The sequence below is a fragment of the Rhodanobacter sp. A1T4 genome (assembly GCF_014207185.1).
Classification (GTDB): Bacteria; Pseudomonadota; Gammaproteobacteria; order Xanthomonadales; family Rhodanobacteraceae; genus Rhodanobacter.
In genome coordinates this window covers 618,575-635,950 of record NZ_JACHCP010000002.1, presented here as the reverse complement: position 1 = coordinate 635,950, position 17,376 = coordinate 618,575, and the positions used below count along the sequence as shown (strand labels likewise).

The window sequence follows — 17,376 nt, the reverse complement described above, 5'->3', positions numbered from 1 at the left end:
TTGACAGCTAGATTGCCTTGCCCGAGGTTGAGGAACCTGAGGTCTCCTCCTCGATCGGCTCGCGCACGCGCAGCGTGCACAAGCCAGCGATGATCAGACTGGCACCACCCAGTGCGAGTGCCCAGATCGGCTGGCCGTGGAAGAACAGCTTCAGCAGCACACCGAGCACGCTGGCCGCCAGCAGCTGCGGAATGACGATGAAGAAATTGAAGATGCCCATGTAAATGCCCATCTTGGCAGCGGGCAGGTTGTCCGACAGCAGCGCGTACGGCAGCGACAGGATCGACGCCCAGGCAAAGCCCACGCCGATCATCGACACCAGCAGCCAGTGCGGGTCACGAATGAACAGGAACGACAGCAGGCCAGCGCCGCCCAGCCACAGGTTGAGCAGGTGGCTGACGCGCATGCCGAGCAGGCGCACCAATAACGGAATGAGCACGGCCGCCAGCACACCGACGCCGTTGTAGGTGCCCATCAAGACACCAGCCCAATTGGCGCCTTCGTTGTAGGCGATCGAGGTGGTATCGCTGCTGCCGTAAAACGTCTGCGATACCGCCGATGTGGTGTTGATCCACATGGCAAACATCGCGAACCACGAAAAGAACTGGACCCAGTTAAGCCGACGCATCGGTTTGGGCATATCGTGGAGATCGCCCATGATCTGGCGCAGGGGGCCCGTGCTGCGGGTGAACGCAAGCCAGACAAACAGCAGCCCGAATACGATTAGCCCACCACTGAGAAGGTAAAGCTCTTTCTCCAGCGCAAAGTGGATGATCAAAAAAATCATCAGCGCGCCAAGCGCCAGAAACACGACGCCGAGTTTCCAGGCACCCGAAGCATCCGCTGGTGCCTGGGCAATCGCCGGGTCGGCAAAGGATTGCAATTCGTTTGGTGGATATTCTCTGGTGGTCAGCACCGTCCACAGCATGGCACCCAGCAGCACTGCACCGCCGATATAGAAAGCAAACTTGACGGTATGCGGAAGTTCGCCCGGGGCCGCGGTATTGGCCACGCCCCAACGCGTGAGCAGGTAGGGAAGGAACGAGGCCACTACGGCGCCTACGCCGATAAACACACTCTGCATCGAGTAGCCCAGCGGTCGCTGTGATGGCGGCAGCTGATCGCCGACGAAGGCACGAAAGGGCTCCATCGAGATATTGAATGACGCGTCCATGATCCATAGCAGGCCGGCGGCCATCCACAGCACCGGCGCATTCGGCATCGCCAGCAGAGCCAGCGTAGCCAGCACGGCGCCGGCGAAAAAATACGGTCGCCGGCGGCCGAAGCGGTTCCATGTGCGATCGGAGCAATAGCCGATGATCGGTTGCACGATCAGCCCGGTCAGCGGCGCGGCGATCCACAGGACAGGGATGTCGTTCACATCCGCACCGAGCGTCTGGAAGATCCGGCTGACGTTGGCGTTCTGCAGCGCAAAGCCGAACTGGATGCCGAGAAAACCGAAGCACATGTTCCAGATCTGCCAGAACGATAGCGTGGGCTTGGCTTTCATGGTGGCGTGGTCTCTTGGGGGAGCAGGGCAATCTGCAGCTCGTGGATATCGGCGTCGTTCAATGGTCCGGCATCACCGCCTGCGCCGCCGGTGTAGTGCGCAAAGTGCTCGAGATAGCTCATGTTGAAACCGTCGTCGAGGCTGAAGCGGCAAGCGGCGCCAGCGCTTGCGGAAAACTCGCTATAGGTCGATGTCTGTATCCCGATGCTGTGTGGCATCACCAGTGGCACGCGCTGTGCGTCGCGACCGGCGCAGTCGACCACCAGTACCTTCACGGCTGCAGTGATGCCGGTGTTGATCGGTCCGTGGTCGTTGGCGTAGTTCAGCCATACGCGATAGTTGCCGCCAGTAGTCGCCGTCCAGCGGCGCGGCCACGCACCGGTGACGTTGGCAAGGTCGCCGACACATACAGCTGGGCTTTGCAGGGACTCGATACCTTGCGCATCGGCGCGCGTCGTCGAGATGCATTGGAGGCCAGCCCGTTTGGCGATGGACGCTGAGCCATCAATCGCGGGTTGCCGTTGACCGTTGACGTAAAGCAAAGCCTTGCCATCGACCTGAATGCGCCAGTCATCGGCTGCTGTCGTGACCACAGGCGCAGCGGGCGCCGCTGGTGCGTAGAGCGGCGCATTCTCGCGTAGCGGTGTGTCGGCCGCATGCATCGCCTTGAGCGTCACCACCGTCGTGGTGCCCTCTGTGCTGGCGTGATCGGCGACCAGCAGGTTGCCATCGCCGAGCGTCGCGGGCAGCTGCAGCGTAATCGTCTGGTTGGGTAGCGTCAGCGTGATCGAGCGGCGCGCGCCGAACAGCATCGGCACGAGCGACATCGGCAGCTTCGGTTCGATATGGCCGTCGTCCTCAAGCCCGAACACACCCTCGGTTACCGCGGCCAGATACGCAGCGACCGACCACAGCTGCCGCGGCGAGTTGACCACCGGGCCGCTCAGCGGGCCTTCGTCGACGTGCTGGCCCTGGGTCAGCAGCTCGTAATTCTCCATGTTGGAGCCATACAGCGCCGCACCGCGCATGATCGATCGCAGCTCGTGCGTTATCCGTGCCGGATCGTTGACCTTACGCGCGGCCCGCAGCGCATAGGCACTGACGAAAGGCCAGATCGCGCGGTTGTGGTAGATCGGCTGATCGGCGCGCTCGGGCCAGATCACCGGACTGCCGGCAGGCCAGGTCGGATAGTTCGCCAGTGTCTGCTGCGCGCGATCGCCGTCCGCCACACCACTGGTGATGGCCAGCGCGATGCCGAGCAGATCGTAGGTGTCGTAAGGCGTAGCGTCGCCACCGATGTAACTCATGTACATCTTGCGGTCGTCGCGCCAGAAGCGTGCGTTGATCGCCGACTTCAGCGCCGCGGCCTGCATGCGATAGTCCGCTGCAGCTTTTGCATCGCCGTGCGACATGGCCATCGCGGCGGCCATCTGCAGCGCGCTGTAGTGCAGCACATTGGTCGATAGCGAAAACGACTGGGCGATGGCGACCACGTTGCTCTGCGTCCACACTGGATAACTCTGCTCACGCCAGTCGAGGAACGAGGTTTCGCCGCGATAGAGCCCGATGTTGCGATCGAACACGTAGGCGCGATCTTGTGCCAGCGTATCGCGCAGCGCCCGGTAGACGTCCGCGGCAAACGCCTTGTCGCCGAGCAGATGGTGGGCGCCGAGAAACCACACCACGCGATCCGTGCTGATCGGCCAGCTGCCACCGGAGCCGGTGTCCTGCATCACGACGCTTTTGATGGAGGCCGATCCCTGTGCCGCAGCAGGGGCGCGGCTATCCGGTCCGCGCACATCGGAGAGCTTGAACTGCAGGCCGTTGCGTGAGCGTGCCGGATCAAATCGCCATAAACCCAGATCAATCGAGTACGACAGGTCACGCGTCCACACGTATGGCCATTTCAAGCCGGTCTCAAAACACTGGCAGGGGATGGGCTGGCCATGATCGAACGCGTTGTCGCGGATCGCGCTGACCGAATCCTGCGCGAGATCGTCCTGCGCCATCGCGAACAGGCCATTGAACAAGGTGCTGGCTGTATCGACCCGCATCGGTTGCGCCGCAATCACGCGTTGCCCATACGGCCATGCGAGCGTGTAGTTGCTTTGCGCATCGTGCGTCATCGCGACATGCACACCATGCCAGTCGAGCCCGTCCTGCCATGCGGACGCCGATGTCGTGGCGCTGGCTGCAAGCGCGGCCGTCAGCAGAATGCTCAGCATATCGGCATGGTGCGCTGTGCGGCTGTGGTGATCGGTTGCATCGATGGCTCCCTGCAGCGTGATCCCGCTGCGCCTTGCGGCTACGGCATGGCTTATTTGCCCATGGTAAACAGCGTCGCAATGCAGCAACCAGCGCCTGCATACGTATTCATGCTCGCAAATCAGCAGCGATGGCGTGCTTCAGGGCGACGGCATCGGATGCGGGGCGCCGCCTTCCAGCGCAAGCGCGATGTTTCGCGCAACGGCCGCCTTGACCCGTACATAGGTGACTGTGCCGTAGGTGTCGTGACCGCGCGACCAGCCTTCGCCGGCGCTCTGCAACAGTGCATCGAGGCTGACAAATGACGGCATGGCGCGACTATCCGTGACAACGGAAGCTGCGGCGCCGCCATGAATCTTCAGCAGATAGAACGCCAGATCCGGCCGATAGCTGCCGACGGCGGCGCTGATGTCAACGTGTACCGTGCCGCTCTGTCGCTGCACAGCCAGCGACTGGCGGAACGACGCGCCGTGCTCGTAGGCGTAGGTGCTGCCATCGTCGTCGTAATAGTCGAAGTGGGTGCGGCGATCGTCTGGAAAGATCTCGACGTCGAGCTGTGTCAAGGGTTGCTGGCCGACGTAGTCCATCACCGGCTGTGTCGGGATGATCGCGCCCTGGCGTACGAACAGCGGAATATCGTGCCAATGCGAGCTGTCGTTGACGTAGTGGACGCGCTGGCCGCCTTTGTAGAGCTTGCCGCTGAACCACTCGGTCCACGTGCCAGCGGGCAGGTAGATGTCCTTGGCGGTTTGTCCCTGAACCACCACTGGCGAGACCAGCAGGCTGTCGCCGAACATCCATGCATCGACATCGTTGCGCACCTGGGGATCGTGCGGCCAGTCGAAGGTCAGTGGTCGAACCAGGCCGATGCCATCGACATGGCGCGTGTATTCGTAGCTGTAGATATACGGGATCAGCGCGTAGCGCAGGCGAATCGCATCGGTGGCGGCCTTTTCGGCATCGCTGCCGTAGGTCCACGGCTGACGTTTTTCGCCGAAGTCGCCGTGCACGCGAAAGATCGGCGTGAACGCGCCAAACTCGATCCAGCGCGCGTAATTTTCATCTGACGGATGGCCGTGGAAGCCGCCGCCATCCATACCCCACTGCATCGCGCCTACGTCGATCGCGCTGAGCATGCGTGCGCGTTGCCCGGCCATGCTGGCGAAGCCGGTGGCAATATCGCCAGACCACAAGCCGTAGGCGTAACGCTGCGCGCCAAGCCAGAAATTGCGGTTGACCGACCATACGCGTTGGTCGGAATGCTCGCGCTGGCCGTCGTAGAGCGCACGCTGCATGTTGAGAAACTGGCCGTCGTTGCCGGTGTCGTCGGCTTCGTCGTTCCACCAGCCGACGATGCCGGTGTCGAACGAGTGTTCCAGCGTCTTGTTGAAAAACCATGTACGTGCGGTGGGCTTGTCGAAGTCGATATCGCGCACGGGCTTATGCGAAAAATAATCGTCACTCACCGGTTTACCGGCAAACCACAAGTCGTGTGCGGTGGCGTAACGACCTTCGACGGTGTCGACGTGAATGCGTGGTTTCATGATGCCGGTGAGGTGCATGCCGCGCTGATCGAGCAACGATTTCAGCTTGCCGCTGGGGCCGTCGGGAAACTTCGCCGGGTTCCAGCGGAACTCGCCGTAATCATCTTCACCCCAGGCCTTCCAGTCGAAGTCGAGAGTGAAGTTGTCGATCGGGATATGTTTGCGGCGATAGGTATCCACGATCGACAGCAACTCTTTCTGGTCGATGCTCCACTGGCTGTTGGTAAAGCCCATGGCCCATTTCGGAAACAACGGCGAGTGTCCACTGAGCCGCGCGATCGCGGCAAAAATATCATCGGGCTGACCGAGCACGATGAAGTAATCGAGATTGCCGGCGGGCGCCTGGACGTCCAGATGCGACCCGACCAGGGTGAAGCTGGTAGTGGGATTAATCACCAGAAGTCCGTAGCCGGCGGTGCTCCAGACCAAGGGCGCACCGGCATGCCCTTGTGCCCCGGCGGTGGCCAACTGGCGGCCATGCCGAAGGAGTCCTGCGGAGACGGTCTCGGTCGCGTTGTAGCCGCCGATGCCGTACATCGGATCACTGGCGGCGTGGGACAGATGCAGTTCGCCGCGAGCGAGTGAGGCAAGATCGTATTGACGCAGCAGAGGCTGGTGATCGGCATCCTCGATGCTCAACTCGCGCCGCTTTTTATCCCAGATCACATGCACCTGCGGCGCATCGAGTTCCAGCGTGGATGAATTCTCCTGCACGCGTGCAGATGGTGCTGTCGCTGCGTGCCACGTTGGATCGAGTACGAGGGATTCGGTTGCAGCCGGTGCATCAGCCAGGAATTGCACCTGCACGGTATCGTTAGCGACCAGTGCTATCGACAGCTGACCCTTTTCAAGCGGTATCTCCATGCATGCGCTGCAAGGCGCTGCACGATCCGACGACTGCGCCGATGTAGGCGAGGCCCGCGATAAACCCAGCATCAATAAGAAAAGAACCGGCAGGCAGGTGCGGAGCCTCATCAGCCAATATCCCGATTGCCGTTGTGGCATCGATTGTTGCGCTTTGGATGAATGGCCATCGCATGTCTCCCTCGAGTGCGGCCATGTTAGGCCGGACATCGAGCGAGGGTACATCGGTGCATACGTATTCATGCGGGCGTACGTCGCTTTGTGTTCTCAAGCACGATTCACCCAGTCATCAGCGAGCGGGCCGACCATAATGCGAAGTGGCCCGTCGAGGAGGCGTTGATTCGATCAGGCATGCAGTGCACTCTGCTGCAGCCAGCTGTCTTCTACGTCCCATGGCATTCCGTCGTCGAGCGGAACTGTGTCATAGCCGTATATCCATTGTATTCGTCATCCCCTGCCACTCACAGGAGTACACATGTCCCAGCACCTGGACCAACCAGACCATCTCCATCGCAGCCTGTCGAACCGCCACTTGCAGCTCATCGCCATCGGCGGCGCCATCGGCACCGGGTTATTCATGGGGTCGGGAAAGACGATCAGCTTGGCCGGTCCCTCGATTCTCCTGGTGTACCTGATCATCGGTGGCATGCTGTTCTTCGTCATGCGCGCGATGGGCGAGCTGTTACTTTCCGACCTTTCGTACAAATCCTTCATCGACTTCTCCACGGACCTACTGGGTCCCTGGGCAGGTTTCTTCTGCGGCTGGACCTACTGGTTCTGCTGGATCATCACCGCCATCGCCGATGTCATCGCGATCGCGTCCTATGCTCAGTTTTGGTTCCCGGGAATGGCGCCATGGATCCCGGCGGTGCTTTGTGTCTGCCTGCTGCTGGTGCTGAACCTCGCAACCGTCAGGCTCTTCGGCGAGATGGAATTCTGGTTCGCGCTGATCAAGATCATCGCCATCAGCGCGCTGATCGTGACAGGCCTGGGTCTCGTGGCTTACGGCTTTACTTCGCCCAGCGGACACCGGGCCAGCTTCGCCAACCTCTGGAACGATGGCGGTCTTTTCCCCATGGGTCTCGGTGGCTTCTTCGCCGGTTTCCAGATCGCGGTGTTCGCTTTCGTCGGAATTGAGTTGGTGGGTACTACGGCGGCGGAAACGGCAGACCCCCAGCGCAACTTGCCCAAGGCGATCAATTCGATTCCGGTGCGAATCATGCTTTTCTACGTGCTCGCGCTGATCGCAATCATGGCCGTAACGCCCTGGCGTCAGGTGGTGCCGGGCAAGAGCCCGTTCGTGGAGCTCTTCGTGCTTGCGGGTATTCCTGCCGCCGCAAGCCTGATCAACTTCGTTGTGTTGACCTCGGCTACCTCGTCAGCCAACAGCGGCATATTTTCCACCAGCCGAATGCTCTACGGCCTGGCTGCAGAGAATCACGCGCCGAAGGCATTCGCGCGCCTGTCGCAGGCATCCGTGCCTTCCCGGGGATTAATTTTTTCGTGCGTTTGCCTGCTGGTAGGCGCCATGCTCGTCTATGTGATCCCCAACCTGGTCACCGTGTTTACGCTGGTGACCACGCTCGCCGCCGTGCTCTTCATGTTTGTGTGGTCGCTGATCCTCTGCGCTTACATTGCTTACCGTCGCAAGCGTCCCGCTCTGCATGCAGAGTCCGCGTACAAGATGCCCGGCGGCGTATTCATGTGCTACGTGTGCCTGGCCTTCTTTGCTTTCGTCATCGTCCTGCTTACGCTACAGGCCGATACCCGACAGGCATTGCTGGCGAGCCCCGTGTGGTTCCTCTTGTTGGCAGCGGGCTACTTGCTGAAGCGCCGGTCGGTGTCGTGATCGATATTTGAAAATTATGGGGACGATGCGCTAAGTACTCGCGATAACCGTGCTCAGCGCATCGAATCCGTCCAGGCTCCAAGGCACATCATGCGGTGCGTAGGTTTGAATCTTCCTGCATATGCTCCGACGCTTGTCCCTGCGTGCGGATCACCTTGTGGATGAAGCGCAGCTTGTCGATGACTGGCGACGCCAGTGCGAACGGATAGCCGTCCGGCGTACCCATGCTGCGGTTGAGGCTGTTGAGTACGTAGGTCAGCGGAAACCAGCGCTCGATCATTTCACTGAAGGAGCGTGTTACCGTATCCACCGGGTCGACCTGCAGCGAGGGTTCGCTAGGGTTCGACGGCGCCAGCATCAGGCCGCAGGCGCTGGCGGTTTCCAGGGTGTCGACCATGTGCATGTAGTGCGCCCAGGTTTCGGCCCAATCCTCGAAGGGATGCATCGTGGCGTAGGCGCTGATATACGACCCCGCCCAGTTGGCCGGTGGGCCTTGCTTGTAATGACGCTCGATCTCTTCGCCGTAGTCGATGCGCTCGTCGCCGAAAACTACGCGGCACTCGTCCATCAGCTGACCTTCCTGCATCAGGCGCATGAAGTAGTAGTGGCCGATCTCGTGACGGAAATGACCGAGCAGGGTGCGATACGGTTCGTGCAGCCGCGTGCGTGTGCGCTCGCGATAAGCGTCGTCCGCCTCGGCGATATTGAGCGTGATCAGGCCGTCGGAGTGGCCGGTGTGTACTGGAGGTTCGCCTTGCTGGTTTTCCAGAAATTCAAAGGCGAGGCCGGTTTCCGGATTTTCTTCGCGTGACTCGATCGGCAGGTCGAGATGGCTGAGCGTGTAGAGCAGGCGGCGCTTGGCGCGCTCGAGCCTGTACCAGTATTCGCGATTTTCGTCGGACGACAAGGTGGGAATGGTCAGCGTCAGCCGGCATGACTTGCACAGTGCTTCGGGATCGTCCGTCGGGATCATCCGGTTGCAGACGTGTTCGGCGATGTAGTTCTGGCACTGCTTGTAGCTGCGGCCATTCGTGCGCGTATCCAGGCTGCGCCAGAAGCCGTTGTTGTCCGGCTCGAACGCGCTGACATCGTCCAGATCGTAGACATAGCCGAGCATATGGCCGCAGCGTTCGCACAATACGTTTTCGAAAAATACCTGCTGGTTGCAGCTGTTGCAGTGGAACGTTTTCATGAAGTTTGAGTACCCCTTTGGCCGCGTCCGGGCGAACCTTCATCCAGTCCAGTTTGTCGGCAGTCGCGCATGCTGCAAGTGAACTGCTGCGCCGACTTCGTTCACCGCTCGCCGTTCCAGGGCGAACGGACTGATGGCCTCGTCAAATCCGCTCGAATCGAGGCTGCGGTCGATAGGCTTGTGAGGTTTGGAAACGGATCACTGCGTCTGCCACTGCGCCAACGCGTCATTCGTTGCACCATCCAGCGGCAGTTCGTCCAAAGGCAGCATGGTGACGCTGACTTTCAACTCCTGTTCGCCGCCGCCGAGGATCACCCCGCGCAGCGGTGAGACGTCGCCGAAGTCGCGGCCCCAGGCGAGCGTGACGTGTTGGCTCCCGGGCAGCAGGTTGTTGGTGGGATCGGCGTCGAGCCAGCGGTTTTCGTCTTCGCCGGGGCACCATACGGATACCCAGGCGTGCGAGGCATCGGCGCCGATCAGTCGCTGCTGCCCTGGCGGCGGCGTGGTGAGGATATAGCCGCTGACGTATCGAGCCGCCAGACCGATCGAGCGCAGGCACGACACCATCACATGGGCGAAGTCCTGGCACACGCCACGGCGTCGGGTGAGCACGTCGGAAACCGGCGTAGCGACGGTGGTGGCTTCGGGGTCGAACTTGAAATCCCGGTGGATTTTTCCATTCAGCGCGATCACGCCATCCAGTAGTGACCGGCCCGGTGGGAAACAGTCTGCTGCATAGATCGCGAAGCGGCGCTTGATCCGCCCATACGGCGAGCCAAAGCGATACTGCAAGGCGGCGAGGGTGATTGGTGAAGGCGCTACGCCGGCATGGTAGTGCAGGCGATTGCGCACGCTTTCCCAGGCGGGCGTTTCGGCGAACGTGGACGGCTCTGGCGAAAACACCTCGACGATACTTTCGGTGCGCACCCACAGCTCGTCGTGTGGTGCCTCGAATGCCATCATCGCGGCGACGTTGCCGAAGGCATCCAGATGTTCGAGTTGAAAGCTCGGTTCCGGAATGACCTGCCGGCGATGCTCTAGGCACTGCTGCCGTGGCAGCTCGCGCGGCGTCAGGTGCAGCAGCTGGCGCGACAGCGCCACCGGCGCGTCGTACTGATAATGCGTGTCGTGAGTAACCCTGTAACGTGCCATATGCGAACGATAGCAGCCTCTCAAGCGGCCAGCGTCTGCCGACTGAGTTCGCCGACGTGGGTGAAGTGGCGCGCGGCCAGTACATCGGACAATTCACGCGCCGCACGCGTCGTTCGCTCGAGCAGTTCGGCCAGCGCGAGATAGACGTTCGCCTCAGGCCGCTCAAGCGTAGCCAGATCGAAGTCCGTGTATTGCTGCAGCACGGCCTGCAGCTCGTCGGCGAGTGCGTGATGGTTACCGCCGAGATCAGCAGACAACTCACCGAGGTGGATCAGCAGCTGGCGTAGCTGAAACACCACGCCATGCGGGTTGGTGTCATCGAACACCACCAGGTCGAGCATCGGCAGCAGCTCGGCCTGCGCGCGGTAGCGGCTGCGATAGGTGATGCTGCTGTCGGCCACTTCCAGCAGCCAGTCCAGGCTATGCCAGCCCTGATCCAACCCGTGATGCAGAAAACACGCGGTAGCCGATGCCATGAAGGCCAACCGTTCCAGATGACGACCGATCATCAGGAAGCGCCAGCCGTTGTCGCGCGTCATGCCATCCATCGCGAAGCCCGACAGGCCCACGCCGAGAATCAGGCTGCTGTCGAGATAGTCCAGCGTTGCGCCGAGACCGGATTTCTTGCGTGTTTCGATCGTCGGTGGATGTGGCAGATGATTGAGCACCAGCCAGTTGTCCAGCGACAGATGCTCGCGAATCTGCGTGCCGGTCCAAGCCAGGTGACGTAGGTTGGCGGTCAGGCTTTCGACGCGCTTCTCATCGCAGATAGCCGTCCAGATGGCATCTTCGGGTGTCGGCTCAGGCTCGTCTTTTTCCGGCGGCGAAAAAAGACCCAGCTCCTTGCAAAGCAGCAGTGCCGATGCGCGCGTGGCCGGTGCACCCGTATCTGTGAATCGCGTGAGCGTGATGCGCAGCAGTCGCGCGCTGTCGTCGCAGCGACTGGTGTAGCGACCAAACCAGAACAGGTTTTCCACTACGCGCGATGAAAGATTGGACGGACTACGCACCAAATTGCGCGCGGTAATCGTGTTGGCCAGCAGGCTGAAGTGACTGACCGCGACTTCGGATAGTACCCATGTGTCCTTGCTGCCGCCGCCGCGCTGCATGCTGATCATCTGCGCCACCGGCGTGCCGGCCACGCGCGCCAGACCACCGGGCATCACTGTGTAGCCCCCCTCGGTGTTCGCCGTGGCATACATGCGCAGGCCGACCGGCCGCGCGGCCAGATGATGTTCGTGCGAAATCACTGGCACCTGCGATAGCCGCACGATTTCCTGTGCCACCCATGCGCGCGGCTGCTTGCGCAGGCGCAGGATCAGCGCCGCGCGTGCCTTGCCGCGCATATCGCGCCCCAGCATCGGTCGATGCGTGGTCGAAGGGTAAGCCGGCTTGATCACCAGCTCGTCCAGATGCTCGATCACATAATCCAGTGCCGACGGCTCGCCGCACCACCAGCTGGCCACTGCCGGCATCGCCAACGGCTCGCCCAGCAGGCGCTCGCAGACGCGTGGCAGAAACGCGGCGATCGCACCCGATTCCACCAGTCCGCTGCCCGGTGCGTTGGCGATCAGCACGCGACCAGCTCGCGCGACCTGCAGCAGGCCGGGTACGCCCAGCGCGGAGTCGCCACGCAGCTCCAGCGGATCGCAGTAGTCGTCGTCGAGCCGGCGCAGAATCGCGTGCACGCGTTGCAGGCCGGTCAGTGTTTTCAGGTATACCGTCTCGCCACGCACGGTGAGATCCTGACCTTCGACCAGCGGAAAGCCGAGGTAGCGCGCGAGGTAGGCGTGCTCGAAATAGGTTTCGTTGAACGGACCGGGTGTCAGCAACACCATCAGGGGCGTCTCGCCCTCGTCATGCGGTGCATGCTGGTTGAGGTTTTGCCGTAGCGCGCGGAAAAATTCGGCGAGATGCTGCACCTTCAGATCGCGAAACAGCTCGGGAAATGCATGCGAGACGATCAGCCGGTTTTCCAGCGCGTAGCCTGCCCCCGAAGGTGCCTGCGCGCGATCGCCGATCACCCACCACTGGCCATCGGCGGAGCGTGCCAGATCCACTGCGTAAAGATGCAGAAAACGGCCGCCCGGTGGCTTCAGTCCACGGCACGGCCACAGGAAATCGGGGTGTCCGTAAACCGTTGCTGGTGGTATCAGCCCCTCGGCCAGCAGCGCCTGAGGGCCATACAGATCGGCCAGCACGGCATCCAGCAGTCGTGCACGTTGAGCAACAGCAGTGGCGAGATCGGACCATTCGCTGGCCGGTAGCAGCAACGGCAGCGGGTCGAGATCCCACGGCCGCGCCGCGCCCTGGGTCGACGCATACATATTGTACGTAACGCCGTTCTCCAGCACCTGGCTACGCACAAACTCCTGCCGCTGGCGCATTTGCGCCGCCGTGGTCTCGCGCAGATGCGTCAACAGCGGTCGCCAGTGCGGTCGCGACACGCCATTGGCGTGAAGCATCTCGTCGTAGCGATCGCGATGCGGCTGGTAGGCGTCGGTGTTCATCAATGCCATGAAGGAAACGTATGGCCTGCAGTTTAGAGAAACTGCAGGCAAGTGACAGCACGGAGTCATTATCGGTTAACGCAGAGGTCCGAGCCATCGTAGGTTGGGATGAGCGTGAGCGAATCCCAACGTCATGATCCTAATGCGGCAGGACTATTGCCATTTTCATGGCTCGCCACTTGCTTTGCATGCATGTCATCGCGTCACGAATAAGCCTATGGTCAGGACGATGCCGATGATCACGATAAGGATTCGCAGCAGCTTCTCTGGCACACGTCGCAGTAGCCATGCGCCAAGGAGTCCACCGAGGATGGCGCCTGCGGCCAGAAGCAAGGCAGGCATCCATACCAGCGATGGAGAGAAAAGAAAGACCAGCAGCGAGGCGGTGTTAATCACGGCAGCGAGCGCATTTTTTGTCGCCGAAGCTGGCCGCGCTGAAAGACCCATCAGCCCGAGCGAGGCCACCGTCATGAAACCCAGGCCGCCACCGAAGTACCCGCCATAAATCGATATGGCGCTCTGGATGACGACCGCTACCGTGGTCGGTGCCGGCTTCCTTTTCTCCTTCGTGCTGCCGCGACCAAAGGCCGACCAGGCGAACAGGCCCGTGGCGAACAGGATGAGCCAAGGCAGCATGGATTTAAACGTGTTGCTTGGCGTCCACAGCAGAAGTAGTGCGCCGAGCAGTCCTCCACTGGCACCAAGCACGCACATCATCTTGAACGACAGCGTTTCGGCATCGGCGATCAATCGCCGACCGGCATAACCGGTGGCAACCTGACCTGGATACAGCGCCACTGACGAGGTGATGTTGGCGGACCGTGCATCGAGGCCTGCAAGCATCAAGGCGGGAATGGTGATGAACGATCCGCCGCCGGCTAACGCATTCTGCGCGCCGGCCCAGAGGCCGGCGATGAAAAGCAATCCGAGGGTGGTCGCGGTCATGGTCTGAAGCATAAGCGAGGCGGTATTCGCTGTTCGATCGTCAAGGCCCAGGCGCTCCGATTATTTCGTCAAACGATACGGCTGGCTCGATACAAAGTCCTTTGCTGGAATAGTCCTACCGCCGCAGATCCAGCGTAAACGGAAAATTTGGATTGCGATCGGCCGGCTGTGCGCCGATCCTTCCCGGCGTATGACCGATGCGGAAGAAGCGGGTGAGGCGGCGGCTTTCGGCGGCATAGGCGTTGACCGGGAAATCGTCGTAGCTGCGGCCGCCGGGGTGCGAGACGTGGTACTGGCAGCCGCCCATGCTGCGGTCCATCCAGGTGTCGACCAGGTCGAATACCAGCGGTGCGTCGGCCGGGATGGTGGGATGCAAACTGGTCGGCGGCTGCCAGGCCTTGTAGCGCACGCCGGCAACGAATTCGCCGATGTCGCCGGTGGACGATAGCGGCAGGCTGCGGCCGTTGCAGGTGATTACGTAGCGATCGCCGACCATGCCACGCACTTTGACCTGCATGCGTTCGACCGAGGCGTCGACGTAGCGCACGTTGCCGCCGGCCGAGCCCTCTTCGCCAAGCACGTGCCACGGCTCCAGCGCGTGACGCAGATCCACGTCGACGCCGAGGCTGGCGAAGTCGCCGACCTTGGGGAAGCGGAATTCGAAGTGCGGTGCGAACCATGCCAAGTCGATCGGATAGCCGGCGTTACGGGTTTCCTCAAGCACGTCGGCCAGGTCTTGCTTGACGAAGTGCGGCAGCATGAAGCGGTCATGCAACTCGGTGCCCCAGCGCATCAGTCGCGGTGGTGCGTAGGGTTCTTTCCAGAAGCGCGCGATCAGTGCGCGGATCAACAGTTGCTGGGCGAGCGACATGCGCGCGTGCGGCGGCATTTCGAAGGCGCGCATTTCCAGCAGGCCGAGACGGCCGGTGGCGCTGTCGGGTGAATACAGCTTGTCGATGCAGAACTCGGCGCGATGGGTGTTGCCGGTGACGTCGATCAGCAGATTGCGCAGCAGGCGATCGACGACCCACGGCTCGATATCACCGCCGGGCGAGGGCATTTGCCGGAAGGCGATTTCCAGTTCGTAGATCGAATCGTTGCGCGCTTCATCGATGCGCGGTGCCTGGCTGGTCGGTCCGATGAACAGGCCGGAAAACAGGAACGACAGCGATGGGTGGTTGTTCCAGTACGAGATCAGGCTGCGCAACAAATCGGGTCGGCGCAGGAACGGCGAGTCCAGCGTCTGCGCGGCGCCCAGGGTGAAGTGGTTGCCGCCGCCAGTGCCGGTGTGTCGACCGTCGAGCATGAACTTCTCGGTGATCAGCCGCGTTTCGCGCGCAGTGTCGTACAAATGCGTGGTGCGCTCGACCAGATCGTCCCAGCCGGTAGCCGGATGGATGTTCACTTCGATCACGCCCGGGTCCGGCGTGACGCGGAACTGGTTGATGCGCGGGTCGCGCGGTGGCTCATAGCCTTCCAGTATCACCGGCGTTTTCAGTGCAGCGGCAGTGGCTTCGATCGCGGCGACGATCGCCACGTAATCGTCCAGCTCATCGGTGGGCGGCATGAACAGATAAAGGATGCCGTCGCGCGCTTCGGCGCACAGCGCGCGGCGGGCGATGTTGTCGGCCGATTCACCGACCGCTGGTGGCGCGTCTTCAGTGGCGGTGACATGGCCACTCAATGCGACGCCGCTCTCGATCGGCAGCAGCTGCTTTTTCAGCGCTTTGGCACTCGGCAGTTTGAGCACGGGGCGCGAAGGGTCGGGCGGAATGACAAACGGGAAATCGATTTTCCTCACCCACGGCTGCGAATCCAGCGGCAGGCGATAGCCCAGCGGCGAATCGCCGGGCACCAGATAGCAATGTTCGCTGCGCAGATACCATGGACTGCTTTTCCACTGGCCGTCGCTATTGCGCGAAACGGGCAGCACGTGGCCGACGACCTTATTTAGCCCTTGCCCAAATACCTTGGCCAGACGCTTGCGCTCCAGTGCATCGTCGAGCTTGGAGTCGATGGGGTCGACATTGATCGGCAGCTGACGTTCGCGCCACAGGTAATAGAAGCTGTCCTCGTACGCGGGGAACACATGGTCGGGCTGCACGCCCAGCGCCTTGGCCACACCGTGCAGAAAGCGCTCGGCCAGAGCCGTATCGGCCTTGCCGGGCTTGCGCTCGTCGGCATGCAGCGATGGATCGCTCCACAGCGGCTCGCCGTCGCGGCGCCAGAAACAGTTGAGCGACCAGCGCGGCAACTGCTCGCCCGGATACCACTTGCCCTGGCCGAAATGCACCATGCCATGCGGCGCGTACTTGTCGCGCAGCTTGTGGAATAGCTCGCCGGCCAGCTTGCGCTTGGTCGGGCCTAGCGCGGCGATGTTCCACTCGGCGCCATCGGGATCGTCCATCGCCACGAAGGTCGGCTCGCCGCCCATGGTCAGGCGCACGTCGAGCTTTTCCAGATCGTCGTCGATGCGATGGCCGAGTGTCTCGATCGTCTGCCACTGCTCTTCGGTATATGGCTTGGTGACGCGCGGGGCTTCCCATACGCGTTCGATCCGCATGATGTGCTCGAACTCGACCTCGCTCTCGTCGACGCCACCACTGATCGGTGCGGCCGAGGCGGGTTCGGGTGTAGCTGCCAGCGGAATATGACCTTCGCCGGCAAACAGGCCCGAGGTCGGGTCCAGACCGATCCAGCCTGCGCCAGGCAGGTAGACCTCGCACCAGGCGTGCAGGTCGGTGAAGTCGACCGTGGTACCCGATGGACCGTCCAGCGATTTGACGTCGGGCACCAGCTGGATCAGATAACCGGAGACGAAGCGTGCGGCCAGCCCGAGATGGCGCAGCAATTGCACCAGCAGCCAAGCCGAATCGCGGCAGGAACCCGAGCCGTTAGTGAGGGTTTCTTCTGGCGTTTGCACGCCGGGTTCCATGCGGATCAGGTAGCTGACGTCGCCCTGGACCATCTGGTTCAGCGCGACCAGAAAATCCACGCTGCGCAGTGGTTCGCGCGGCACCTTGGCCAGATAGCGCTCGAACAGCGGCGTCATCGGCAGCGTCTTGAGGTACGGCGCCAGCTCCTCGTTCTGTTCCGGGTCGTACGGGAACGGAATGGTCTCGGCGTAGGGCTCGAGAAAAAAGTCGAACGGGTTGATCACCGACAGCTCGGCGACCAGATCGACCTCGATGCGCAACTCGCGCGTCGGCTCGGGGAACACCAGCCGCGCCAGCCAGTTGCCTTGCGGATCCTGCTGCCAGTTCACGAAGTGCTTGGCTGGATCGACCTTCAGCAAATAGCTGAGGATCGGCGTGCGGCTGTGCGGGGCAGGGCGCAGCCGCACTACCTGCGGCCCGAGCTTCACCGAACGGTCGTAGCGGTAATGCGTGATGTGGGTCAGGGCGACATGGATCGACATGGGATCTCGATAGGCGTGGTGGGGACTGAAGGAGGCCCGCGCGGAATGATTTTCTGATGCAGCCGAATCTGTAGATCGCGACCCGACGTTGCCAAGGCTGAGTTATTGCCAGCCCGGCATCGGATCA

9 protein-coding genes are annotated in these 17,376 nt (G+C 61.8%); 1 reads left to right on the top strand and 8 read right to left on the bottom strand.

Annotated elements, in window-relative coordinates; translation table 11 throughout:
- Positions 1-7 precede the first annotated feature (7 nt).
- The 3 genes from HDE80_RS06095 to HDE80_RS06085 all read right to left on the bottom strand — a co-directional run bounded on the left by HDE80_RS06095 (position 8) and on the right by HDE80_RS06085 (position 6,183).
- The gene (locus tag HDE80_RS06095) at positions 8-1,510 is read right to left on the bottom strand and encodes an MFS transporter (RefSeq protein WP_184668775.1); all 1,503 of its coding nucleotides are present in this window, start codon (positions 1,508-1,510) and stop codon (positions 8-10) included.
- Positions 1,507-3,735 carry a Six-hairpin glycosidase-like protein gene (locus tag HDE80_RS06090; RefSeq protein ID WP_184668773.1) on the bottom strand — a complete coding sequence of 743 codons (2,229 nt, stop codon included), beginning with the start codon at positions 3,733-3,735 and terminating at the stop codon, positions 1,507-1,509. The genes HDE80_RS06095 and HDE80_RS06090 overlap by 4 nt, the downstream gene beginning before the upstream one ends.
- 180 nt (positions 3,736-3,915) lie before the next feature.
- Positions 3,916-6,183 (bottom strand): TIM-barrel domain-containing protein, encoded by a 2,268-nt coding sequence (locus HDE80_RS06085; RefSeq protein ID WP_184668771.1) that lies wholly within the window; start codon positions 6,181-6,183, stop codon positions 3,916-3,918.
- Between the two features lie 475 nt (positions 6,184-6,658).
- Between HDE80_RS06085 and cycA the strand changes: the two genes are divergently transcribed.
- On the top strand, positions 6,659-8,032 hold the full coding sequence (gene cycA, locus HDE80_RS06080) for a D-serine/D-alanine/glycine transporter (protein WP_184668769.1): 1,374 nt from the start codon (positions 6,659-6,661) through the stop codon (positions 8,030-8,032).
- Between the two features lie 88 nt (positions 8,033-8,120).
- Here cycA and HDE80_RS06075 read toward each other — a convergent pair whose 3' ends face one another.
- From HDE80_RS06075 to HDE80_RS06055, 5 genes are all read right to left on the bottom strand, one after another.
- Positions 8,121-9,224, bottom strand: a complete 1,104-nt coding sequence (locus HDE80_RS06075) for a putative zinc-binding peptidase (RefSeq protein WP_184668767.1) — start codon at positions 9,222-9,224, stop codon at positions 8,121-8,123.
- A 198-nt stretch (positions 9,225-9,422) separates the two neighbouring features.
- Entirely contained in the window at positions 9,423-10,376 is a 954-nt protein-coding gene (locus tag HDE80_RS06070; RefSeq protein WP_184668765.1) for a transglutaminase family protein, read from the bottom strand.
- A gap of 20 nt (positions 10,377-10,396) precedes the next feature.
- Positions 10,397-12,895 (bottom strand): circularly permuted type 2 ATP-grasp protein, encoded by a 2,499-nt coding sequence (locus tag HDE80_RS06065; protein WP_221437434.1) that lies wholly within the window; start codon positions 12,893-12,895, stop codon positions 10,397-10,399.
- A gap of 186 nt (positions 12,896-13,081) precedes the next feature.
- Positions 13,082-13,831 (bottom strand): sulfite exporter TauE/SafE family protein, encoded by a 750-nt coding sequence (locus HDE80_RS06060; protein ID WP_184668763.1) that lies wholly within the window; start codon positions 13,829-13,831, stop codon positions 13,082-13,084.
- A gap of 115 nt (positions 13,832-13,946) precedes the next feature.
- Positions 13,947-17,249: a transglutaminase family protein gene (locus HDE80_RS06055; RefSeq protein ID WP_184668761.1), complete on the bottom strand. Its 3,303-nt coding sequence runs from the start codon at positions 17,247-17,249 to the stop codon at positions 13,947-13,949.
- Positions 17,250-17,376: the final 127 nt, after the last annotated feature.

Bases quoted from the DNA above. Each gene is read 5' to 3' on its own strand.
- HDE80_RS06095 (WP_184668775.1), bottom strand. From the start codon at position 1,510: ATGAAAGCCAAGCCCACGCTATCGTTCTGGCAGATCTGGAACATGTGC.
- HDE80_RS06090 (WP_184668773.1), bottom strand. From the start codon at position 3,735: ATGCTGAGCATTCTGCTGACGGCCGCGCTTGCAGCCAGCGCCACGACA.
- HDE80_RS06085 (WP_184668771.1), bottom strand. From the start codon at position 6,183: ATGGAGATACCGCTTGAAAAGGGTCAGCTGTCGATAGCACTGGTCGCT.
- cycA (WP_184668769.1), top strand. From the start codon at position 6,659: ATGTCCCAGCACCTGGACCAACCAGACCATCTCCATCGCAGCCTGTCG.
- HDE80_RS06075 (WP_184668767.1), bottom strand. From the start codon at position 9,224: ATGAAAACGTTCCACTGCAACAGCTGCAACCAGCAGGTATTTTTCGAA.
- HDE80_RS06070 (WP_184668765.1), bottom strand. From the start codon at position 10,376: ATGGCACGTTACAGGGTTACTCACGACACGCATTATCAGTACGACGCG.
- HDE80_RS06065 (WP_221437434.1), bottom strand. From the start codon at position 12,895: ATGGCATTGATGAACACCGACGCCTACCAGCCGCATCGCGATCGCTAC.
- HDE80_RS06060 (WP_184668763.1), bottom strand. From the start codon at position 13,831: ATGACCGCGACCACCCTCGGATTGCTTTTCATCGCCGGCCTCTGGGCC.
- HDE80_RS06055 (WP_184668761.1), bottom strand. From the start codon at position 17,249: ATGTCGATCCATGTCGCCCTGACCCACATCACGCATTACCGCTACGAC.